16 protein-coding genes, 1 rRNA gene and 1 riboswitch are annotated in these 21,778 nt (G+C 55.6%); of the genes, 12 read left to right on the top strand and 5 right to left on the bottom strand.

The annotated features are described in order from the left end of the window. Nucleotides 1-31 precede the first annotated feature (31 nt). Genes GNG29_RS22380 through GNG29_RS22370 form a run of 3 tightly spaced genes read left to right on the top strand, consistent with a single transcriptional unit; the run spans nucleotide 32 to nucleotide 3,529 of the window. Complete coding sequence (locus GNG29_RS22380) at nucleotides 32-2,329, top strand: formate C-acetyltransferase (protein ID WP_156655369.1); 2,298 nt, start codon at nucleotides 32-34, stop codon at nucleotides 2,327-2,329. Next, nucleotides 2,295-3,170: a [formate-C-acetyltransferase]-activating enzyme gene (locus GNG29_RS22375; RefSeq protein ID WP_156655368.1), complete on the top strand. Its 876-nt coding sequence runs from the start codon at nucleotides 2,295-2,297 to the stop codon at nucleotides 3,168-3,170. Before GNG29_RS22380 ends, GNG29_RS22375 begins: the two co-directional genes overlap by 35 nt. Nucleotides 3,171-3,181: 11 nt before the next feature. Further along, on the top strand, nucleotides 3,182-3,529 hold the full coding sequence (locus GNG29_RS22370) for a PTS fructose-like transporter subunit IIB (RefSeq protein ID WP_371816563.1): 348 nt from the start codon (nucleotides 3,182-3,184) through the stop codon (nucleotides 3,527-3,529). Here the strand turns inward: GNG29_RS22370 and GNG29_RS22365 are convergent. The 3 genes from GNG29_RS22365 to argE form a co-directional block, all read right to left on the bottom strand. Beyond that, nucleotides 3,516-4,364 (bottom strand): helix-turn-helix transcriptional regulator, encoded by an 849-nt coding sequence (locus GNG29_RS22365; protein ID WP_103177488.1) that lies wholly within the window; start codon nucleotides 4,362-4,364, stop codon nucleotides 3,516-3,518. The genes GNG29_RS22370 and GNG29_RS22365 overlap by 14 nt on opposite strands. A gap of 95 nt (nucleotides 4,365-4,459) precedes the next feature. Then, nucleotides 4,460-7,111: a phosphoenolpyruvate carboxylase gene (gene ppc / locus GNG29_RS22360; RefSeq protein WP_103177487.1), complete on the bottom strand. Its 2,652-nt coding sequence runs from the start codon at nucleotides 7,109-7,111 to the stop codon at nucleotides 4,460-4,462. A 247-nt stretch (nucleotides 7,112-7,358) separates the two neighbouring features. Further along, nucleotides 7,359-8,510: an acetylornithine deacetylase gene (gene argE / locus GNG29_RS22355; protein WP_156655367.1), complete on the bottom strand. Its 1,152-nt coding sequence runs from the start codon at nucleotides 8,508-8,510 to the stop codon at nucleotides 7,359-7,361. Nucleotides 8,511-8,598: 88 nt separating this feature from the next. Between argE and argC the strand changes: the two genes are divergently transcribed. From argC to oxyR, 4 genes are all read left to right on the top strand, one after another. Further along, on the top strand, nucleotides 8,599-9,603 hold the full coding sequence (gene argC / locus GNG29_RS22350) for an N-acetyl-gamma-glutamyl-phosphate reductase (RefSeq protein WP_103177485.1): 1,005 nt from the start codon (nucleotides 8,599-8,601) through the stop codon (nucleotides 9,601-9,603). Between the two features lie 6 nt (nucleotides 9,604-9,609). After that, nucleotides 9,610-10,386 carry an acetylglutamate kinase gene (gene argB, locus GNG29_RS22345; RefSeq protein ID WP_103177484.1) on the top strand — a complete coding sequence of 259 codons (777 nt, stop codon included), beginning with the start codon at nucleotides 9,610-9,612 and terminating at the stop codon, nucleotides 10,384-10,386. 74 nt (nucleotides 10,387-10,460) lie between these two features. Further along, on the top strand, nucleotides 10,461-11,834 hold the full coding sequence (gene argH, locus GNG29_RS22340) for an argininosuccinate lyase (protein ID WP_103177483.1): 1,374 nt from the start codon (nucleotides 10,461-10,463) through the stop codon (nucleotides 11,832-11,834). A 292-nt stretch (nucleotides 11,835-12,126) separates the two neighbouring features. Beyond that, nucleotides 12,127-13,044 carry a DNA-binding transcriptional regulator OxyR gene (gene oxyR / locus GNG29_RS22335; protein WP_103177482.1) on the top strand — a complete coding sequence of 306 codons (918 nt, stop codon included), beginning with the start codon at nucleotides 12,127-12,129 and terminating at the stop codon, nucleotides 13,042-13,044. Here oxyR and sthA read toward each other — a convergent pair. Further along, on the bottom strand, nucleotides 13,027-14,427 hold the full coding sequence (gene sthA, locus GNG29_RS22330; protein WP_103177481.1) for a Si-specific NAD(P)(+) transhydrogenase: 1,401 nt from the start codon (nucleotides 14,425-14,427) through the stop codon (nucleotides 13,027-13,029). The genes oxyR and sthA overlap by 18 nt on opposite strands. A gap of 196 nt (nucleotides 14,428-14,623) precedes the next feature. Between sthA and fabR the strand changes: the two genes are divergently transcribed. Further along, entirely contained in the window at nucleotides 14,624-15,262 is a 639-nt protein-coding gene (gene fabR, locus GNG29_RS22325) for an HTH-type transcriptional repressor FabR (RefSeq protein WP_032615233.1), read from the top strand. Between the two features lie 10 nt (nucleotides 15,263-15,272). Further along, complete coding sequence (locus GNG29_RS22320) at nucleotides 15,273-15,632, top strand: YijD family membrane protein (protein ID WP_103177480.1); 360 nt, start codon at nucleotides 15,273-15,275, stop codon at nucleotides 15,630-15,632. 78 nt (nucleotides 15,633-15,710) lie between these two features. On the opposite strand, the gene trmA is transcribed toward GNG29_RS22320, so the two are convergent. Then, complete coding sequence (trmA, locus tag GNG29_RS22315; RefSeq protein WP_156655366.1) at nucleotides 15,711-16,817, bottom strand: tRNA (uridine(54)-C5)-methyltransferase TrmA; 1,107 nt, start codon at nucleotides 16,815-16,817, stop codon at nucleotides 15,711-15,713. Nucleotides 16,818-16,920: 103 nt separating this feature from the next. Next, nucleotides 16,921-17,096: riboswitch (cobalamin riboswitch) on the top strand. 65 nt (nucleotides 17,097-17,161) lie between these two features. Between trmA and btuB the strand changes: the two genes are divergently transcribed. The 3 genes from btuB (at nucleotide 17,162) to GNG29_RS22300 (ending at nucleotide 21,732) form a co-directional block, all read left to right on the top strand. Beyond that, a complete protein-coding gene (btuB, locus tag GNG29_RS22310) occupies nucleotides 17,162-19,015 on the top strand; it encodes a TonB-dependent vitamin B12 receptor BtuB (protein WP_103177478.1) in 1,854 nt (617 codons plus the stop codon). Next, nucleotides 18,960-19,811 (top strand): glutamate racemase, encoded by an 852-nt coding sequence (murI, locus tag GNG29_RS22305; protein ID WP_103177477.1) that lies wholly within the window; start codon nucleotides 18,960-18,962, stop codon nucleotides 19,809-19,811. The genes btuB and murI overlap by 56 nt, the downstream gene beginning before the upstream one ends. 381 nt (nucleotides 19,812-20,192) lie before the next feature. After that, nucleotides 20,193-21,732, top strand: a 16S ribosomal RNA gene (locus GNG29_RS22300). The last annotated feature ends 46 nt before the right edge of the window (nucleotides 21,733-21,778 follow it).

The raw sequence follows: 21,778 nt of genomic DNA, 5'->3' as shown, positions 1-21,778 counted from the left end.
CGGGAGTGTTTTCCTCTACCGGAGTGTCCTCATGACGAACCGTATCCAACGCCTGAAAGACGCGCTATTTGCTCACCCACGAGAGATTTCGCTCGAACGCGCAGTGCTTTACACCGCCAGTCATCAACAAACGGAAGGTGAACCGGTAATGATACGCCGGGCGAAAGCGACGGCGTATATTCTTGACCACGTAGAAATTGCGATTCGTGATGAGGAGTTGATTGCCGGTAACCGCACGGTGAAACCGCGCGCCGGGATTATGTCTCCGGAAATGGATCCCTACTGGCTGCTGAAAGAGCTGGATCAATTCCCCACCCGCCCTCAGGACCGTTTTGAAATCAGCGAGCAGGATAAGCAAACCTATCGCGAACAACTTTATCCCTACTGGGAAAAACGTTCGATGAAAGACTTCATCAACAGCCAGATGACGGATGAGGTAAAAGCCGCCGTTGGCACCCAAATATTCAGTATTAACCAGACGGATAAAGGCCAGGGCCACATTATCATCGACTATCCGCGCTTGTTGAATAACGGGTTGGGCGCCTTAGTGGCCCAGATGCGCGCGCACTGCGCGCAAGATCCACAAAACATCTTCTACCAGGCCGCTCTGCTGCTGCTTGAAGCCTCCCAACGCCACATTTTGCGTTATGCGTTGCTGGCGGATAAGATGGCGGCAAACTGCCCGGATGCCGCGCGTCGTCAGGAGCTACTGACCATCGCTGAGATCTCGCGGCATAACGCGCAGCATAAGCCGCAGACCTTCTGGCAGGCGTGTCAGCTGTTCTGGTATATGAACATTATTTTGCAGTATGAATCGAACGCCAGTTCGCTCTCCATTGGTCGCTTCGACCAATATATGCTGCCGTTCTACCAGGCTTCGCTCACCCAGGGCGAAGACGCCGCGTTCCTCAAAGAGCTGCTGGAATCGCTCTGGGTAAAATGTAATGACGTGGTGCTGCTACGCTCCACCAGTAGCGCCCGCTATTTCGCCGGGTTTCCGACCGGTTATACCGCGCTGTTAGGCGGCCTGACCGAAAATGGCCGCAGCGCGGTGAACGTATTGTCATTCCTCTGTCTGGACGCCTACCAGAGCGTTCAGCTACCGCAACCCAATCTTGGCGTACGTGTCAACGAGCTGATCGACAGGCCCTTCCTGCTGAAAACGGCAGAGACTATCCGCCTCGGTACCGGCATCCCACAGATTTTTAACGATGAAGTGGTGGTGCCCGCATTCCTTAATCGTGGCGTGTCGCTGGAAGATGCCAGGGATTACGCCGTTGTTGGCTGCGTTGAGCTTTCTATACCGGGCAAAACTTACGGTTTACACGATATCGCCATGTTTAACCTGCTGAAAGTCATGGAAATCGCCATGCAGGAGAACGAAGGTAATGCCGGGTTGACCTATGAAGAATTGCTCGACGATATTCGCCACAAAATAAACCATTACATTGCCCTGATGGTTGAAGGGAGCAATATATGCGATATCGGGCATCGGGACTGGGCGCCAGTGCCGCTGCTCTCCTCCTTTATCAGCGATTGCCTGGACAACGGAAAAGAGATCACCGACGGCGGCGCCCGCTATAACTTCTCCGGTGTGCAGGGCATTGGGATCGCCAACCTGAGCGACTCGCTACATGCATTAAAAGGGATGGTGTTTGAGCAGCAGCGCTTAAGTTTTGATGAGCTACTGGCACTATTGAAAGCCAATTTTGCCACTCCGGAAGGAGAAAAAATCCGGGCGCGTCTGATCAACCGCTTCGATAAATATGGCAATGATATCGACGAAGTTGACAATATTAGTGCGGAACTGCTGCGCCATTATTGCAAAGAGGTCGAAAAATATCGCAATCCAAGAGGTGGGCAATTCACGCCGGGCTCTTATACGGTGTCGGCGCACGTCCCGCTAGGTGCCGTAGTGGGAGCTACGCCAGATGGTCGGCTGGCAGGGGAGCAGCTCGCGGATGGCGGTCTCTCACCGATGCTCGGTCAGGATATGCAGGGGCCTACGGCGGTGCTGAAATCCGTCAGTAAACTGGATAATTATCTGCTCTCCAATGGCACTTTGCTCAACGTGAAATTTACTCCGGCGACGCTTGAGGGCGATGCCGGGCTGCAAAAGCTGGCCGATTTCCTGCGCGCGTTTACCCAGCTCAAACTACAGCACGTTCAGTTCAACGTGGTGAATGGAGATACGCTGCGTGAAGCCCAGCTGCGCCCGCAGGATTTTGCCGGGTTGGTGGTCAGGGTTGCCGGATACAGCGCCTTCTTTGTCGAGTTGTCGAAGGAGATCCAGGATGACATTATCCGCCGCACCGCGCATCAGCTGTGAGGTCATTGAGACACGCGCGCCTGTGGCGCGCATCTTCAATATCCAGCGTTACTCCCTGAATGACGGGCGCGGCATACGTACCGTGGTCTTCTTTAAAGGGTGCCCGCATACCTGTCCGTGGTGCGCCAACCCTGAATCGATGTCGCCAAAAATCGAAACCGTACGCCGGGAGAGCAAATGCCTGCATTGCGCGCCCTGTTTACGCGATGCCGATGAGTGCCCTTCGGGGGCGTTTGAGCGGATCGGCCGGGATGTGACGCTCGACGAGCTGGAACAGGAGGTGATGAAAGACGATGTTTTCTTTCGCGCTTCTGGCGGCGGCGTCACGCTGTCAGGCGGAGAAGTACTGATGCAGGCGCCTTTCGCCACACAATTTTTGCAACGTTTGCGCCGTTATGGCGTGCATACCGCAATCGAGACGGCGGGTGATGCGCCGTTGTCGCGTTTGCTGCCGCTGGCGCAGCAGTGCGATGAAGTGCTGTTCGACCTGAAGATCATGGAACCAGAGCAGGCGCGGGCTATCGTGAATATGAATTTGCCCCGCGTGTTACAGAACTTGCGCAGCCTGGCGGCAGAGGGGGTTAACGTCATCCCCCGGATTCCGCTTATCCCGGGCTACACACTGGACTCGGCCAACATCACGCGCGTGCTGGAATTTCTGATACCCTCAGGGATACGGCAGCTGCATTTACTGCCTTTTCATCAATATGGCGAACCAAAATACCGTCTGCTAGGGCAAACATGGTTAATGCGTGATGTGGCCGCGCCGGATGCGAATGAGATTGCCGCCATACGCCTGCTGGCAGAACGTGCAGGTTTTCAGGTAACCGTGGGAGGTTAACAATGTCAGTCATGACGGGAAGACAACTGGTGGCGGTAACAGCCTGCGTGAGCGGCGTGGCGCACACCTACATGGCCGCCGAGCGTCTGGAAAAACTTTGTCAGCAAGAGAACTGGGCTGTCCGTATCGAAACCCAGGGGGCGTTAGGGATTGAAAACGAGCTGACAGAAGAGGATATCCATCGTGCCGATCTGGCACTGTTAATCACCGATATTGAACTGGCGGGTAGCGAACGCTTTGAATATTGTCGTTATGTGAAATGTGGTATCAACGCCTTTCTGCGCGAGCCGCACAAGGTAATGAGCGCCGTGCGGAAGTTGTTAACCGCCCCTCAGCACACGCAGGTTAATCTGACTTAACGGCCTTACCGGTCAACTGGCTATGATACTGGCGACGATACTCTGACGGGGAACGTTCCGTGTTCTTACGAAACAGCCGACAAAAATAGTTGCTGTCGACAAATCCGCAGGCGTGCGCCACCTCTTTCACTTTCAGATCATAGCCCTTAAGTAACTGACGCGCGTGTTCAAGACGGATATGCGTCAGGTATTCATTAAAGCCCACCGCACCGGTTTTTTGAAAAAGATGCGACAGGTAGTTGGGTGAGATATAAAACGCCTGGGCTACAGATTCCCGGGTAAGCGGCGAAGCGTAATTATCATCGATGTGGCTGCGAATAGCGTCGAACAGCGCCTGGCTGCGCGATGCCGTCTGGATCTGGCTGCCAAGCAGGTCGTTGCAATGACTCAGCAGACTGGCGACGACCAGGCGCGCGGTCTGCTGCTCCTGCGGCTGCATCTGCATTTCGTGCAGCGTTTGTAGCAGAAAAGAACCAATGCGCGGCCCGCGCCGGGCAACATGTTGTTTAGCCAGATTGCGGTGCATGACGCCATCCCATTGCAGGACGCTAAAACCGAGCTGCTGTTTGCCGAAGAGGATACTCAAGGTTGTCGCAGGCTGTCGCCAGTGAGGGAAATTCCATCCGCCCGCGGGTATATACAGGATGTCGTACTGCTGTAACGCCGGTGCGGCGCTCTCCTCAACGACGCCCTCCAGGATAATTTCAAGGCGTGGGAAATCAACCTGTAATGCAAGGGCAGGGGCCGGAGAAGGTGAGCTGGCAAAATGAACATGACCCAGCCGCACAGGGCTACCAATTAATTCTGCCAGTATGTGACTGATATCTGGCTGCATAATTTACCTTCTCCCGTTGCAACAAAGCCAAAACCTTACCTGTAAGCATAAAAAAAGGCCACACATAGTGTGGCCTGATTACATCAGGTTTACGCTTAGCCGGTGTTACGCATCCCCGCCGCAACGCCCGCGATGGTGACCATCAGCGCTTGTTCCACGCGCGGATCTGGCTCCTGGCCCTCTTCTTCCGCTTTACGTGAACGGTACAGCAGCTCTGCCTGCAGAACGTTCAGCGGGTCGGTGTAGATGTTACGCAGCTGGATAGACTCCGCAATCCACGGCAGATCGGCCATCAGGTGGGAATCGTTGGCGATAGCCAGCACCACTTTGATGTCGCCTTCCAGTAGCTCGCGCAGCTCTTTACCCAGCTTCCACAGCTCGGGTTTCACCAGGCGCTGGTCGTAGTATTCCGCCAGCCACAGGTCGACTTTGGAGAAGACCATCTCCAGCATGCCCAGACGGGTAGAGAAGAACGGCCAGTCGCGGCACATGGTTTCCAGTTCGCTCTGCTTGCCATCGTCCACCACCTTTTGCAGCGCGGCACCGGCACCCAGCCAGGCCGGGAGCATCAGGCGGTTTTGCGTCCACGCGAAGATCCAGGGAATGGCACGCAGGGACTCTACGCCACCGGTCGGGCGACGCTTGGCCGGACGGGAGCCGAGCGGCAGTTTTCCCAGCTCCTGCTCCGGTGTAGCCGAGCGGAAGTAAGGGACGAAATCTTTGTTTTCACGCACGTAGCCGCGGTACAGATCGCAGGAGATATCTGACAGCTCGTCCATAATATGGCACCAGGCTTCTTTCGGCTCCGGCGGCGGCAGCAGGTTGGCTTCCAGAATGGCGCTGGTGTAGAGCGACAGGCTGCTGATGGTCACTTCCGGCAGGCCGTACTTGAAGCGGATCATCTCGCCCTGTTCGGTCACACGCAGACCGCCTTTCAGGCTGCCCGGCGGCTGGGAAAGCAGCGCCGCATGCGCTGGCGCACCGCCACGACCGATAGAGCCGCCGCGACCGTGGAACAGGGTCAGTTCAATACCGGCTTTCTCGCAGGTCTTGATCAGTGCGTCCTGCGCCTGATACTGCGCCCAGGATGCTGCCATTACGCCCGCGTCTTTTGCGGAGTCGGAATAGCCAATCATCACCATCTGTTTGCCCTGAATAAAGCCGCGATACCAGTCGATATTCAGCAGCTGGGTCATCACGTCGTTAGCGTTGTTCAGGTCATCAAGGGTTTCGAACAGCGGTGCCACCGGCAGCGCATAGTCGATGCCCGCCTCTTTCAGCAGCAGATGAACACCCAGCACGTCGGATGGGGTCTTCGCCATGGAGATCACATAGGCGGCCACCGATCCTTTCGGCGCATCAACGATCGCTTTGCAGGTGTTGAGCACTTCGCGGGTTTCGTTGCTTGGCTCCCAGTTGCGCGGCAGCAGCGGACGCTTGGAGTTCAGCTCGCGGATCAGGAAGGCCTGTTTGTCAGCTTCTGACCAGCTTTCATAGTCGCCAATGCCAAGATAGCGGGTCAGCTCGCCCAGCGCTTCGGTGTGACGGGTGCTCTCCTGACGCACGTCGATACGTACCAGCGGCACGCCAAAACACTTCACGCGGCGCAGGGTGTCGAGCAGTTCGCCGTTGGCGATGATGCCCATACCGCAGGCCTGCAGCGATTTATAGCAGGCATACAGCGGATCCCAGAGCTGCTCGTTCTGGCTCAGCAGTCCTTCCGGCTTCGGCAGACGCTGGCCTTTCAGGCGGGCTTCCAGCCAGGCCTGCGTCGCCAGCAACTGGCCGCGCAGTTTTTTCATCAGATAACGATACGGCTCGCTGGCACCCTCTTCGCCGGCCAGCTCGCGCAGTTCCGGCGTGGCTTCAACCATCGACAGCTCAGAGATGAGCACCTGAATATCTTTCAGGAACAGGTCGGTGGCTTTCCAGCGGCTCAGCAGCAGTACGTGGCGGGTGATGTCGGCAGTCACATTCGGGTTGCCGTCGCGGTCGCCGCCCATCCAGGAGGTGAAGCGTACCGGCACAAAATCCACCGGCAGGCGGTAGCCGAGGTTCTCTTCCAGTTGCTCGTTCAGCTCGCGCAGGTAGTTTGGCACCCCTTCCCACAGGCTGTTTTCCACCACCGCAAAGCCCCATTTGGCTTCGTCAACCGGGCTTGGACGGTGCTTACGAATTTCATCGGTATGCCAGGACTGGGCAATCAGCTGGCGCAGACGGCGCATCAGCTGGTTACGTTCGTAATCAGCGATCTCTTTGTTATCCAGCTGCTTCAGGCAGTTATTCACTTCCACCATTTTGTGGATCAGGGTACGACGGGTGATCTCGGTCGGGTGGGCGGTGAGCACCAGCTCCAGCGACAGGGACTCGACGGCCTTTTTGATGGTGGCTTCGTTAAGATCGGGTTGGTCCTTGAGTTTTCTGAGCGTGCGGGCAATCACTTCCGGGTTGCTGGCCCCTTCGCCATTCGGCGAAATGCTGTGGTACTGCTCGGCGGTGTTTGCCAGGTTCAGGAACTGGCTGAAGGCTCGGGCAACAGGGAGCAGTTCGTCGTTGGAGAGGTTCTGCAGCGTGGTGAGCAGCTCCTGACGATTGGCTTCGTTACCCGCGCGGGAAGATTTGGACAGCTTACGGATTGTTTCAACGCGATCGAGAATGTTCTCGCCCAACGCATCCTTGATGGTATCTCCCAGCACCTTGCCGAGCATACTGACATTACTACGCAACGCGGAATATTGTTCGTTCATAAAAACCCAGTCACCCCATCATTTTTGTTTATGCCCGTAAAGCCATCTCGCGGACATTATTTTGTCATCTCCCTTTATAAAGCCACGTAAAACCCCCGTCGTCAATTGCTGCGAAAACGGTTCAGCAAACGAATAAATAGGGGCAATTTACGAAATTTAATTCGCTTTGCGTCAGATAAGAGATGCTTATGAGAATGTGACGAAGATCATGAGATTTTTCCCCTCTCGCGAAAGAGGGGAACAGTCATTAATGCCAGCAGAAGTGATGCACAACCTGAGCGATCAGTTCGCGGGTTGGCTTGATAAAGCGGGTTTCCAGGTACTCATCCGGCTGGTGGGCCTGGTTAATAGAGCCTGGGCCAAGCACCAGGGTCGGGCAGAGGGTCTGAATAAACGGCGCTTCGGTGCAGTAGTTCACCACGTCGGTTTTCTCGCCGAGCAGTTTTTCCACCACTTCCACCAGCTGATGGTCCGGCGGGCACTCGTAACCCGGGATTGGCGGATGCAGCTCAGAGACCGTCAGGCGACCCGGCCAGCGCTCGCTCACCGGGGCCAACGCTTCGTTCAGCAAGCCGTCGAGGTCGCTCAGGGTCATGCCCGGCAGCGGGCGAATATCCATATGCAGTTCACAGCAGGCGCAGATACGGTTAGAGGCATCACCACCGTGCAGGCTGCCGAGGTTCAGCGTCGGGTAAGGGACCGTGAAGGCATCGTAGTGATACCGCTCCTTCAGGTCGTCGCGCAGCGTCATGATGCGGCCAATGGCGTCGTGCATCAGTTCAATAGCGTTAACGCCGCGCGCCGGATCGCTGGAGTGGCCGGACTGGCCCAGCACGCGCACTGCCGTAGAGATATGGCCTTTATGCGCGCGAATCGGTTGCAGGGATGTCGGCTCGCCGATGATGGCGCAATCCGGGCGAATCGCCGTGGTTTCCGAGAAGTAGCGTGCCCCGGCCATGCTGGTCTCTTCGTCGGCGGTAGCCAGAATATAGAGCGGCTTTTTCAGTTTTGTCACGTCGACGTCACGCAGCGCGTCGAGGATAAAGGCGAAGAAGCCTTTCATGTCAGCAGTGCCCAGCCCGTAGAGCTTGTTGTCGTGCTCGGTCAGGGTGAAGGGATCGCGCGTCCAGCGTCCGTCATCAAACGGCACGGTGTCGGTATGCCCTGCCAGCAGCAGGCCGCCCGCACCCTGGCCAGTACTGGCGAGCAGGTTAAATTTGTTACGGGTTCCCGGCACCGGCTGAACCTCCACCTTAAACCCGAGATCGCTGAACCAGCCTGCCAGCAGATTGATTAAAGTCTCATTACTCTGATCCAGCGCTTCTTCCGTTGCGCTGATGGACGGCGTGGCAATCAGGGCGCGGTAGATCTCGATAAATGGCGGTAAATTCATTTTCATTGTTGACACACCTTAGGTCGTGATAGTATCAATATTCATGCAATAAATGTGAATAAAAATACATTAACGTTGAGCATAAAGGAACCCGATGTTGAATACGCTGATTGTAGGCGCTAGCGGTTATGCGGGCGCAGAGCTTGTAAGCTACGTGAATCGCCATCCTCATATGACCATAACCGCTTTGACTGTCTCAGCGCAAAGCAATGATGCAGGAAAGTTAATTTCCGATTTACATCCGCAGCTTAAAGGGATTGTCGATCTGCCATTGCAGCCAATGTCGGATATCAGCGAATTTACCGACGGCGTGGATGTGGTGTTTTTAGCCACCGCTCACGAAGTCAGCCACGATCTGGCGCCGCAGTTCCTGGCGGCCGGTTGCGTGGTGTTCGATCTCTCCGGTGCGTTCCGCGTGAACGACGCCGCGTTCTATGAAAAATACTACGGTTTCACCCATCAGCACCCGGACCTGCTTGAACAGGCAGTCTACGGTCTGGCGGAGTGGAGCGCAGATAAACTGAAAGAAGCGAATCTGATTGCCGTACCGGGTTGCTACCCGACGGCGGCGCAGCTCTCCCTGAAGCCGTTGATCGACGCGGGTCTGCTGGATCTGAACCAGTGGCCAGTGATCAACGCCACCAGCGGCGTGAGCGGGGCAGGACGCAAAGCGGCTATCTCCAACAGCTTCTGTGAAGTGAGCCTGCAACCATATGGTGTGTTTAACCACCGCCACCACCCGGAAATTACTACCCATCTGGGCGCGGAGGTGATTTTCACGCCGCACCTGGGCAGTTTCCCGCGTGGGATCCTCGAAACTATCACCTGCCGCCTGAAGCCTGGCGTGACCAAAGAGCAGGTGAGCGAGGCTTTTACCCAGGCGTATGCGGATAAACCGCTGGTGCGTCTCTATGACAAAGGCGTGCCCGCGCTGAAAAATGTGGTCGGCCTGCCGTTCTGCGACATCGGTTTTGCCGTGCAGGGCGAGCACCTGATTGTGGTGGCCGCAGAAGATAACTTACTGAAAGGCGCTGCCGCCCAGGCAATGCAGTGCGCAAATATTCGTTTTGGCTATGCTGAAACGCAGTCTCTTATTTAAGGTGTGATGATGAACCCATTAATTATCAAGCTTGGTGGTGTACTGCTGGACAGCGAAGAGGCGCTGGAGCGTCTGTTTACCGCGCTGGTCAACTATCGCGAATCACATCAACGCCCGCTGGTGATTGTTCACGGCGGCGGCTGTGTGGTCGATGAGTTAATGAAAGGCCTGAACCTGCCGGTGAAAAAGAAAAACGGCCTGCGCGTGACGCCTGCCGATCAGATCGACATCATTACCGGTGCGCTGGCGGGTACGGCAAACAAAACCCTGCTGGCTTGGGCGAAGAAACACCATATCGCCTCTGTCGGGCTCTACCTGGGCGATGGCGACAGCGTTAAGGTGACCCAGCTCGATGAAGAGCTTGGCCACGTTGGCCTGGCCCAGCCGGGTTCGCCAAAACTGATCAATACGCTGCTGGAAGGCGGTTTCCTGCCGGTGGTGAGCTCTATCGGGGTGACCGAAGAGGGGCAACTGATGAACGTCAACGCTGACCAGGCGGCAACCGCCCTGGCGGCAACGCTGGGCGCAGACCTGATCCTGCTCTCCGACGTGAGCGGCATTCTGGACGGCAAAGGCCAGCGCATTGCGGAGATGACCGCGGCAAAAGCCGAGCAGCTGATTGATCAGGGCATTATTACTGACGGCATGATTGTCAAAGTGAACGCCGCGCTGGATGCGGCGCGCACGTTGGGCCGTCCGGTGGATATCGCCTCCTGGCGTCACGCGGAGCAGCTTCCGGCGCTGTTTAACGGCACGCCGATTGGCACGCGTATTCTAGCGTAAGTTTTTAATGAATGACCGTAGGCCGGGTAAGCGCAGCGCCACCCGGCAGAACTAACGAATAAAGGAACGATGTTATGGCACTTTGGGGTGGGCGTTTTACACAGGCAGCGGATCAACGGTTCAAACAGTTCAACGACTCTTTGCGCTTCGACTACCGCCTGGCCGAACAGGATATCGTCGGCTCTGTGGCCTGGTCCAAAGCGCTGGTCACCGTTGGCGTGCTGACCGCAGACGAACAGTTGCAGCTGGAAGAGGCGCTGAACAATCTGCTGGAAGAGGTGCGTCTTAACCCGCAGCAAATCCTTGAAAGCGATGCCGAAGATATTCACAGCTGGGTGGAAGGCAAACTGATCGACAAAGTCGGCCAACTGGGTAAAAAGCTGCACACTGGCCGTAGCCGTAACGACCAGGTCGCAACCGATCTGAAGCTGTGGTGTAAAGAGACCGTGGCGGAACTGCTGGCGGCTAACCGTCAGTTGCAGAGCGCGCTGGTGGAGACCGCGCAGAATAACCAGGATGCGGTGATGCCGGGGTATACCCACCTGCAGCGTGCGCAGCCTGTCACCTTTGCTCATTGGTCGTTGGCCTATGTCGAGATGCTGGCGCGCGATGAAAGCCGTCTGCAGGACACCTTAAAGCGTCTGGACGTGAGCCCGCTGGGCAGCGGCGCGCTGGCCGGCACCGCCTATGAAATCGACCGCGAACAGCTGGCGGGCTGGCTGGGCTTTGCCTCTGCGACCCGTAACAGCCTGGACAGTGTATCCGACCGTGACCACGTGCTGGAGCTGCTCTCCAACGCCTCTATCGGCATGGTCCATCTGTCGCGCTTCGCCGAAGATCTGATCTTCTTCAACTCCGGTGAAGCCGGATTTGTTGAGCTGTCTGATCGCGTGACCTCCGGCTCTTCCCTCATGCCGCAGAAGAAAAACCCGGATGCGCTGGAGCTGATCCGCGGTAAGTGTGGCCGTGTGCAGGGTGCACTGACCGGGATGATGATGACCCTGAAAGGTCTGCCGCTGGCCTACAACAAAGATATGCAGGAAGACAAAGAAGGGCTGTTCGACGCGCTCGACACCTGGCTGGACTGTCTGCATATGGCGGCCCTGGTGCTGGACGGCATTCAGGTGAAACGCCCGCGCTGCCAGGAAGCGGCCCAGCAGGGCTATGCCAACTCCACCGAGCTGGCGGACTATCTTGTGGCGAAAGGCGTTCCGTTCCGTGAAGCGCACCATATTGTCGGTGAAGCGGTCGTGGAAGCGATTCGTCAGGGCAAAGCGCTGGAAGATCTCCCGCTTGCCGATCTGCAAAAATTCAGTAACGTGATTGGCGACGATGTCTACCCGATCCTGGCGTTGCAGTCTTGTCTGGATAAGCGTGCCGCAAAAGGCGGCGTGTCGCCGAAGCAGGTGGCACAGGCCATTGCGGATGCGAAAACCCGTCTGGTGTAATGCCTGATATGTCGGATGGCGGCTTCGCCTTATCCGACCTACAAACCAAAGCCCAACCCTGTGTTGGGCTTTTTTACGCAAAAAAAAAGCGGACCACGGGGTCCGCAAAAGTTCACGTTGGCTTTAGTTGTGCGAGTTTTGAGAGAAACTCGTAAGACGGGACAGGACTTCAAGGGTAATCGGTGCCGCCTCGTCTCTGTGATGCATTATTCAACAGAATGCTTGATAGGGATAATCGTTCGTTGCTATGCTATCTATCGCCATGAACTATCGTGGCGACGGAGGATGAATAATGAATATTCGTGATCTTGAATACCTGGTGGCGTTAGCCGAACACCGCCATTTTCGCCGCGCGGCAGACTCCTGCCACGTCAGCCAGCCTACCCTTAGCGGTCAGATTCGTAAGCTGGAAGACGAGCTTGGCGTGATGCTGCTGGAGCGCACCAGTCGTAAAGTGCTGTTCACCCAGGCAGGCCTTCTGCTGGTGGATCAGGCGCGCACCGTGTTGCGCGAGGTCAAAGTGCTCAAGGAAATGGCAAGCCAGCAGGGGGAGACAATGTCCGGCCCGCTGCATATTGGCCTGATCCCAACCGTTGGCCCATACCTGCTGCCGCATATTATTCCTATGCTGCATCAGACGTTCCCTAAACTCGAAATGTACCTGCATGAAGCGCAAACCCATCAGCTGCTGGCGCAGTTAGATAGCGGTAAGCTCGACTGCGCCATTCTGGCGCTGGTCAAAGAGAGCGAAGCCTTTATCGAAGTGCCGCTGTTTGATGAGCCGATGATGCTGGCGATCTATGAAGATCATCCATGGGCGAGCCGCGATCGCGTGCCGATGGCCGATCTGGCCGGTGAAAAGCTGCTGATGCTGGAAGATGGTCACTGTCTGCGCGATCAGGCGATGGGCTTCTGTTTTGAAGCCGGTGCCGATGAAGATACCCACTTCCGCGCAACCAGCCTGGAAACGCTGCGTAACATGGTGGCGGCAGGAAGCGGTATTACGCTGCTGCCTGCGCTGGCCGTGCCGCGCGAACATAAGCGTGATGGCGTGGTCTATCTGCCATGTATCAAGCCGGAGCCGCGGCGTACCATTGGCCTGGTTTATCGTCCGGGTTCACCGCTGCGCAGCCGCTATGAGCAGCTGGCGGAGGCCATCCGTGGTGCAATGGATGGCCATTTCGACAGCACCTTAAAACAGGCGGTTTAAGCCGTTCAGCGCCGCTACCCGATAGGCTTCCGCCATGGTCGGGTAGTTAAAGGTGGTATTAACAAAGTATTCGATGGTGTTACCGCCACCTTTTTGCTCCATGATCGCCTGGCCGATATGGATGATTTCCGCCGCACGTTCACCGAAGCAGTGAATGCCGAGGATCTCTTTCGTCTCGCGATGGAACAAAATCTTCAGCGTACCGACGCTCATTCCCACGATTTGCGCCCGCGCCAGATGTTTAAACTGGGCACGACCCACTTCGTAAGGCACCTTCATGGCCGTCAGCTGCTGCTCGGTTTTCCCTACAGAACTGATCTCCGGAATGGTGTAAATGCCCGTCGGGATATCTTCGATCAGGTGTGCTGTCGCTTCGCCTTTCACCAGCGCCTGAGCCGCAATGCGCCCCTGGTCATACGCCGCTGACGCCAGGCTTGGATAACCAATCACATCCCCGACGGCATAGATATGTGGCAGGGCGGTCTGGTACATGCTGTTCACCTTGATCTGCCCGCGGCTGTCGGTGGTCAGACCGATGTTTTCCAGCGCCAGCGAATCGGTGTTACCTGTACGGCCATTGGCATACAGCAGGCAGTCGGCTTTCAGCTTTTTACCCGATTTCAGGTGCATGATGACGCCATCATCACAGCCTTCAATCTTCTCGTACTCTTCGTTGTGACGAATCACCACGCCGCTGTTCCAGAAGTGATACGAGAGCGAGTCAGACATCTCCTGATCGAGGAAGGCCAGCAGACGATCGCGGGTGTTAATCAGGTCGACCTTCACGTTCATACCGCGGAAGATAGAGGCATATTCACAGCCGATCACCCCGGCGCCGTAGATGAGTACGTGGCGCGGCTCATGGTGCAGGCTCAGAATGGAGTCGCTGTCGTACACGCGCGGGTGAGAGAAATCGACATCAGCCGGGCGATACGGGCGTGAGCCGCAGGCGATCACAAATTTCTCTGCGGTGATGGTTTCAACAGAACCGTCATGGCACTCCAGCGCCAGCGTATGTTCATCCACAAAATGCGCGCTGCCCTGCAGAATTTCGCAGTGGTTGCGCTCATAAAAACCCTGGCGCATGCGCGTCTGCTGATTAATCACGTTATCCGCGTGATTCAGAATATCGGCAAAGGAGGAACGAAGAAGACGGGAGTGATCGCTGTAAAGAGGGTTCTGGTTAAATTCAATAATGCGGCTGACGGCGTGGCGGAGGGCTTTGGAAGGGATAGTGCCCCAGTGGGTACAGCCGCCGCCAACGTTATGGTAGCGCTCAATAACCGCTACTCTGGCTCCCTGTTTAACCAGTCCCATAGCAGCGCCTTCGCCGCCGGGGCCGGAACCAATAACAATTGCGTCGTAATCGTAGGAATGTGACATGGTAAGGCTTACCTGTTCTTATACATAAAAGCAACAGAATAGTAACATCATTGACAGGATAACCCAATTATCGTTGTGCTCTTTTCGCGCGGTGGAGCACAAACAACATGTAAACCTTCATTCTGTAAGCCAGGTAATCCGATTAATTTTATTCTCTGGTATAGTGCCTGCGGGCCTTTGGAAGGATTCAACTATCGTGATGGGCGTAAGAGCACAACAAAAAGAGAAAACCCGGCGTTCGCTGGTAGAGGCTGCATTCAGTCAACTGAGTGCTGAGCGAAGTTTTGCCAGTCTGAGCCTGCGCGAGGTCGCACGCGAAGCCGGGATTGCGCCTACCTCTTTCTATCGTCATTTCCGTGACGTGGATGAACTGGGTCTGACCATGGTGGATGAGAGCGGGCTGATGCTGCGCCAGCTAATGCGCCAGGCGCGTCAGCGTATCGCCAAAGGGGGGAGCGTGATCCGCACCTCTGTTTCCACTTTTATGGAGTTTATCGGCAATAATCCCAACGCGTTTCGTTTATTGTTACGGGAACGCTCAGGCACCTCGGCCGCGTTTCGTGCCGCCGTGGCCCGCGAGATTCAGCATTTTATTGCGGAACTTGCCGACTATCTTGAACTCGAAAACCATATGCCGCGCGCCTTCACTGAGGCGCAGGCCGAGGCGATGGTAACAATAGTCTTCAGTGCGGGCGCCGAAGCACTGGATGTGAGCGTTGAACAACGCAAGCAACTCGAAGAGCGACTGGTATTGCAACTGCGGATGATCTCTAAAGGGGCTTATTACTGGTATCGCCGTGAACAAGAAAAACTGGCGCATCAATCCGATGAGTGAAAGGTGAGTAATGAAACAGACAGGACAGGATAAAGGAACATTATTGCTGGCATTGATCGCTGGCTTATCCATTAACGGTACGTTCGCAGCGCTTTTTAGCTCTATTGTACCGTTCTCGGTTTTCCCGATGATCTCTCTGGTGCTGACGGTGTACTGTCTGCATCAGCGTTATCAGAATCGCACCATGCCGGTGGGGTTACCGGCATTGTCGGCGGCGTTCTTTGTGCTGGGCGTCCTGCTGTATAGCACCGTGGTGCGCGCAGAGTATCCGGACATTGGCTCTAACTTCCTGCCGGCTGTGCTGTCAGTGGCGCTGGTGTTCTGGATTGGCATTAAAATGCGTAACCGTAAGCAGCAGCTGCCAGAGTAATCATCTTGCTGTTCTGTAGGGCAGGTAAGCGCAGCGCCACCTGCCAAAAAGCGCCGGATGGCGCTTCGTTTATCCGGCCTATGCGTTTTTAGCCGTCAGTAGCACCCCGCACTCCATATGGTGCGTGTACGGGAACTGATCGAACAGAGCCAGACGTTCAACCTTGTGCGTCTGGCTTAATGTTTCCAGGTTCTGGCACAAGGTCTCCGGATTACAGGAGATATACAAAATACGCGGGTACGCCTGCACCATCTTCTCCGTTTCGCTGTCCAGCCCACTACGTGGCGGGTCGACGAAAATGGTCTCACACTGGTAGCTCTTCAGATCGATCCCCTGCAGACGATTAAAGTCCCTTACGCCCTTCATCGCCTGAGTAAACTCTTCCGCCGACATGCGAATGATCTGCACATTATCAATATGGTTCGCTGCAATGTTGTATTGCGCGGCGGCGACCGACGGCTTGGCGATTTCGGTGGCCAGTACGCGGTCGAAGTTACGCGCCAGCGCCAGCGAGAAGTTGCCGTTACCGCAGTACAGCTCCAGCAGATCCCCGGTTGCGCCCTCGGTGGCGTTCAGCGCCCACTCCAGCATCTGCACGTTCATGGCAGCGTTCGGCTGCGTAAAGCTGTTCTCCACCTGGCGGTAGATCATCTCTTTCCCCGCCACCTGCAGGCGCTCGTCTATATAGTCCTGATCCAGCGCGATTTTGGTTTTGGTCGCGCGGCCAATCAGATGCACATTGATGTTCTGCGCGCGCAGCGCATCACGCAGGGCTTCTGCGGCCTGGCGCCACTCGTCGTTCAACGCCTTATGGTACAGCAGCGAGACGATGGCCTGATTGCTTTGGGTGGTCAGGTAGTCAATCTGGAAGAGCTTATGGCGCAGCAGCGGATTATTGCGCACGCCATCCATCATCAGCGTCATCAACTGGTTAATCAGCTCGCTGGCCGCCGGGAAACTGTCCACGCGGATCCGGCTTTTGGTCTGCTGATCGAAAATGATGTGGTACAGGTCGTCGCCGTCGTGCCAGATGCGGAATTCGGCACGCATACGATAGTGGCTAACCGGGGAGCGGAACACCTCAGGCGCAGGCGCAGCAAAAGGCGTCATCATACTTTGCAGACGGACGACTTTCTCTGCCAGTTGCGCGTCGTACTGTTCTGTCGGGAGGTGTTCTGGAGTCATGATGCTTCCTGTTGATGATGAATTACGCGGGGATTGTAGGGATTGTACAGGGGATGTCCAGCCTTAATGGTCAACGGCAGTCTGGACATCTATACGTGTCTAAATGTAGCATTATGTTTCCGGTCTCTTATGAGTGAAAAGGGAATCCAGTGCAAATCTGGAGCTGACGCGCAGCGGTAAAGACTGGCGGGATGAGTTAACAGACACTGTGAAAATGGGAAGTCTACATCCACTAAACGCCACCTAGCCCGAAGACCTGCCGGGATCACGTCGCATTTGGTTTCATCATCGCGTGCTATCGATGAGGCCTGCGGCATCCTTCTTATATTGTGGATGCTTTTACAATGATTAAAAAAGTATCGCTGTTGACGGCGCTTTCCGTCACGGCATTTTCGGGCTGGGCGCAGGATGGCGCAGACTCGTTGGTGGTGACGGCAAACCGTGTTGCACAACCTGCAAATACCGTTCTGGCTCCGAGTTCTGTCGTTACCCGGGAAGATATCGAGCGTTGGCAGGCTAAAAGCGTCGTTGAAGTGATGTCGCGCTTACCGGGCGTTGATATCGCCCAAAGCGGTGGAATAGGTGCCACCTCTTCTACCTTTATTCGCGGCACGGAATCCCGCCATGTGCTGGTGCTGATTGATGGCATTCCACTGAATAACGCCGGGATCAGTAATTCACCGGATCTCAGCCAAATCCCCGTTTCGCTTATTCAGCGTGTTGAATACATCCGTGGCCCGCGTTCGGCCCTGTATGGTTCAGATGCGATTGGCGGCGTGATTAACATCATTACGGGTCGGGACACGCCAGGGGCGGAAATCACCGCCAGCGTCGGCTCGAAAGGCTATCAATCCTATGATGGTTCCTTCCAGCAGGTGCTGGATAAAACCAAAATTACCCTGGGCGGTAACTATACCTATACCCGCGGCTTTGATATTGATGCGGCGGATGCGCCACGCCAGCCCGACCGTGACGGTTTTATGAGTAAGTCGCTGTTTGGCTCGGTTGAGCAGCAATTCACTGACAGCCTGAGCGGTTTCGTGCGTGGCCTCGGCTACGACAACCGCACCGCGTATGACGGCTATGAGCATTATGACAACAACTTTATGGTCGATGGCCTGCCTGATACCCGTCAGCTTTACAGCCAGAACTGGGACACCGGCCTGCGCTATAACCAGGGGATCTACCAGACACAACTGGTGACCGGTTACGGTCGCAGTAAAGACCAGAACTACGATCCGAGCAAAGGCCGCTATGCTTCCTCTGCTACCATGGATGACGTTAAGCAGTACACGGCCCAGTGGATGAACACCGTCACGGTGGGCCACGGCAATATCGGCGCCGGTCTGGACTGGCAGAAGCAAAAAACCCAGGCGGGAACGGGTTATCTGGATAAAGGCTATGAGCAGCGCAACACTGGGGTATTCCTGTCCGCCCTGCAGCAGTTCGATAGCGTGACCCTGGAAGCGGCCGCGCGTAATGATGACAACTCTAACTTTGGTAACCATAACACCTGGCAGACCAGCGCCGGATGGGAGTTCATTGACGGTTATCGCATCATCGCGTCCTACGGCACCGCCTATAAAGCACCGACCATGAGCCAAATCCACAGTGCGAGCTACGGCAACCCGGATCTGAAACCGGAAGAGAGCAAGCAGTGGGAAGGCGGTTTCGAGGGGCTGACCGGCCCGGTGACCTGGCGTGTATCGGGTTATCGTAACGATATCGACAACCTGATCAGCAGCGACCCGCGTACGTTCCGCTACTACAACGTTGATAAAGCACGTATCAAAGGTATTGAAGCCACGGCGCAGTTTGATACTGGCCCGGTAGGCCATCAGATTTCTTATGACTACGTGGATCCGCGCAATGCCAAAACGAACGAAGTGCTTGCCCGCCGTTCGAAGCAGCAGGTGAAGTATCAGCTGGATACGCAGGTGTGGGATCTCGACTGGAATCTGGCCTACCGCTACCTGGGTACCCGTTATGATGTAGCGTACGATCCTGATACGTTCACCTCAGAGCGAGTGAAAATGGGTGGGGTAAGTTTGTGGGATCTCGCTGTTTCATATCCTGTCACCTCTCACCTTACAGTTCGTGGTAAAATAGCCAACCTGTTCGATAAAGACTACGAGACAGTTTATGGCTACGAAACTGCAGGACGGGAATACACCTTGTCTGGCAGCTACACCTTCTGACCCACGTCCCACCGTACTGGTGTTTGACTCCGGTGTCGGTGGGCTTTCAGTCTATGATGAGATTCGGCAACTTCTGCCGGATCTTCATTACATCTATGCCTTCGATAACGTGGCTTTCCCCTACGGGGAAAAGAGCGAAGCGTTTATTGTTGAACGCGTCGTTGAGATCGTTACCGCTGTGCAACAGCAGTATCCCCTCGCACTGGCGGTGATTGCCTGCAACACCGCCAGTACGGTCTCCCTCCCGGCACTACGCGAAAAGTTCCCGTTCCCGGTTGTGGGCGTGGTGCCGGCGATCAAACCTGCTGCGCGCCTGACGGCAAATGGCGTGGTGGGGCTTCTGGCAACGCGCGGTACGGTTAAGCGGCCTTATACCCGCGAACTGATCGAACGCTTCGCAAATGAATGCCAGATTGCGATGTTAGGTTCTGCCGAGCTGGTTGAGATGGCGGAAGCTAAACTGCACGGCAAAGCGGTCTCGCTGGAAGAGCTGCGCCGTATTCTGCGTCCATGGCTGCGGATGGCGGAGCCGCCGGATACGGTGGTGCTGGGTTGCACGCATTTCCCTTTGCTACAGGAAGAGCTGCTGGCCGTACTTCCGGAAGGCACCCGGCTGGTGGATTCAGGGGCAGCGATTGCCCGTCGCACAGCGTGGCTACTTGAACATGAAGCGCCAGACGCAAAATCTGCCGACGCAAATATCGCTTATTGCATGGCATTGACCGCTGAGACTGAGCAGCTTTTACCCGTTTTACATCGTTATGGCTTCGAAACGCTCGAAAAACTAGCGGTGTAGCACGTTTTTGCGCAAAAAAAAGACAGTTGAAAAGTTTTTTTAAATTAGCTCTTGTCAGCGCCGGAGAACTCCCTATAATGCGCCTCCACTGACACGGAACAACGGCACGCAAGCCGCCGGGTCAGCGGGGTTCAGCGATGAATACCCGGCAGAGAAAAGCGCGAAATAATCGCTTGACTCTGAATGAGGAAAACGTAATATACGGGACCTCGCAACGGTGAGCGAAAGCCGCGTTGCACTGCTCTTTAACAATTTATCAGACAATCTGTGTGGGCACTCAAAGTGACATGGATTCTTAACGTCCTCGGACGAAAAATGAATACCAAGTCTCTGAGTGAACACGTAATTCATTACGAAGTTTAATTCACGAGCATCAAACTTAAATTGAAGAGTTTGATCATGGCTCAGATTGAACGCTGGCGGCAGGCCTAACACATGCAAGTCGAACGGTAGCACAGAGAGCTTGCTCTCGGGTGACGAGTGGCGGACGGGTGAGTAATGTCTGGGAAACTGCCTGATGGAGGGGGATAACTACTGGAAACGGTAGCTAATACCGCATAATGTCGCAAGACCAAAGAGGGGGACCTTCGGGCCTCTTGCCATCGGATGTGCCCAGATGGGATTAGCTAGTAGGTGGGGTAATGGCTCACCTAGGCGACGATCCCTAGCTGGTCTGAGAGGATGACCAGCCACACTGGAACTGAGACACGGTCCAGACTCCTACGGGAGGCAGCAGTGGGGAATATTGCACAATGGGCGCAAGCCTGATGCAGCCATGCCGCGTGTATGAAGAAGGCCTTCGGGTTGTAAAGTACTTTCAGCGAGGAGGAAGGCATTGTGGTTAATAACCACAGTGATTGACGTTACTCGCAGAAGAAGCACCGGCTAACTCCGTGCCAGCAGCCGCGGTAATACGGAGGGTGCAAGCGTTAATCGGAATTACTGGGCGTAAAGCGCACGCAGGCGGTCTGTTAAGTCAGATGTGAAATCCCCGGGCTCAACCTGGGAACTGCATTTGAAACTGGCAGGCTTGAGTCTTGTAGAGGGGGGTAGAATTCCAGGTGTAGCGGTGAAATGCGTAGAGATCTGGAGGAATACCGGTGGCGAAGGCGGCCCCCTGGACAAAGACTGACGCTCAGGTGCGAAAGCGTGGGGAGCAAACAGGATTAGATACCCTGGTAGTCCACGCCGTAAACGATGTCGACTTGGAGGTTGTGCCCTTGAGGCGTGGCTTCCGGAGCTAACGCGTTAAGTCGACCGCCTGGGGAGTACGGCCGCAAGGTTAAAACTCAAATGAATTGACGGGGGCCCGCACAAGCGGTGGAGCATGTGGTTTAATTCGATGCAACGCGAAGAACCTTACCTACTCTTGACATCCAGAGAACTTGCCAGAGATGGCTTGGTGCCTTCGGGAACTCTGAGACAGGTGCTGCATGGCTGTCGTCAGCTCGTGTTGTGAAATGTTGGGTTAAGTCCCGCAACGAGCGCAACCCTTATCCTTTGTTGCCAGCGGTCCGGCCGGGAACTCAAAGGAGACTGCCAGTGATAAACTGGAGGAAGGTGGGGATGACGTCAAGTCATCATGGCCCTTACGAGTAGGGCTACACACGTGCTACAATGGCGCATACAAAGAGAAGCGACCTCGCGAGAGCAAGCGGACCTCATAAAGTGCGTCGTAGTCCGGATTGGAGTCTGCAACTCGACTCCATGAAGTCGGAATCGCTAGTAATCGTAGATCAGAATGCTACGGTGAATACGTTCCCGGGCCTTGTACACACCGCCCGTCACACCATGGGAGTGGGTTGCAAAAGAAGTAGGTAGCTTAACCTTCGGGAGGGCGCTTACCACTTTGTGATTCATGACTGGGGTGAAGTCGTAACAAGGTAACCGTAGGGGAACCTGCGGTTGGATCACCTCCTTACCTTAAAGAACCTGCCTTTGCAGTGCTCACACAGATTGTCTGATAG

This window comes from Leclercia sp. Colony189 (genome assembly GCF_009740165.1).
Taxonomy (GTDB): Bacteria; Pseudomonadota; Gammaproteobacteria; order Enterobacterales; family Enterobacteriaceae; genus Enterobacter.
Note: the sequence above shows the minus strand (reverse complement) of the source record. Positions and strands in the feature narration are given on the sequence as shown.

Coding starts and splice junctions, on each gene's coding strand:
- GNG29_RS22380 (WP_156655369.1), top strand. CDS start 32: ATGACGAACCGTATCCAACGCCTGAAAGACGCGCTATTTGCTCACCCA.
- GNG29_RS22375 (WP_156655368.1), top strand. CDS start 2,295: ATGACATTATCCGCCGCACCGCGCATCAGCTGTGAGGTCATTGAGACA.
- GNG29_RS22370 (WP_371816563.1), top strand. CDS start 3,182: ATGACGGGAAGACAACTGGTGGCGGTAACAGCCTGCGTGAGCGGCGTG.
- GNG29_RS22365 (WP_103177488.1), bottom strand. CDS start 4,364: ATGCAGCCAGATATCAGTCACATACTGGCAGAATTAATTGGTAGCCCT.
- ppc (WP_103177487.1), bottom strand. CDS start 7,111: ATGAACGAACAATATTCCGCGTTGCGTAGTAATGTCAGTATGCTCGGC.
- argE (WP_156655367.1), bottom strand. CDS start 8,510: ATGAAAATGAATTTACCGCCATTTATCGAGATCTACCGCGCCCTGATT.
- argC (WP_103177485.1), top strand. CDS start 8,599: ATGTTGAATACGCTGATTGTAGGCGCTAGCGGTTATGCGGGCGCAGAG.
- argB (WP_103177484.1), top strand. CDS start 9,610: ATGATGAACCCATTAATTATCAAGCTTGGTGGTGTACTGCTGGACAGC.
- argH (WP_103177483.1), top strand. CDS start 10,461: ATGGCACTTTGGGGTGGGCGTTTTACACAGGCAGCGGATCAACGGTTC.
- oxyR (WP_103177482.1), top strand. CDS start 12,127: ATGAATATTCGTGATCTTGAATACCTGGTGGCGTTAGCCGAACACCGC.
- sthA (WP_103177481.1), bottom strand. CDS start 14,427: ATGTCACATTCCTACGATTACGACGCAATTGTTATTGGTTCCGGCCCC.
- GNG29_RS22320 (WP_103177480.1), top strand. CDS start 15,273: ATGAAACAGACAGGACAGGATAAAGGAACATTATTGCTGGCATTGATC.
- trmA (WP_156655366.1), bottom strand. CDS start 16,817: ATGACTCCAGAACACCTCCCGACAGAACAGTACGACGCGCAACTGGCA.
- btuB (WP_103177478.1), top strand. CDS start 17,162: ATGATTAAAAAAGTATCGCTGTTGACGGCGCTTTCCGTCACGGCATTT.
- murI (WP_103177477.1), top strand. CDS start 18,960: ATGGCTACGAAACTGCAGGACGGGAATACACCTTGTCTGGCAGCTACA.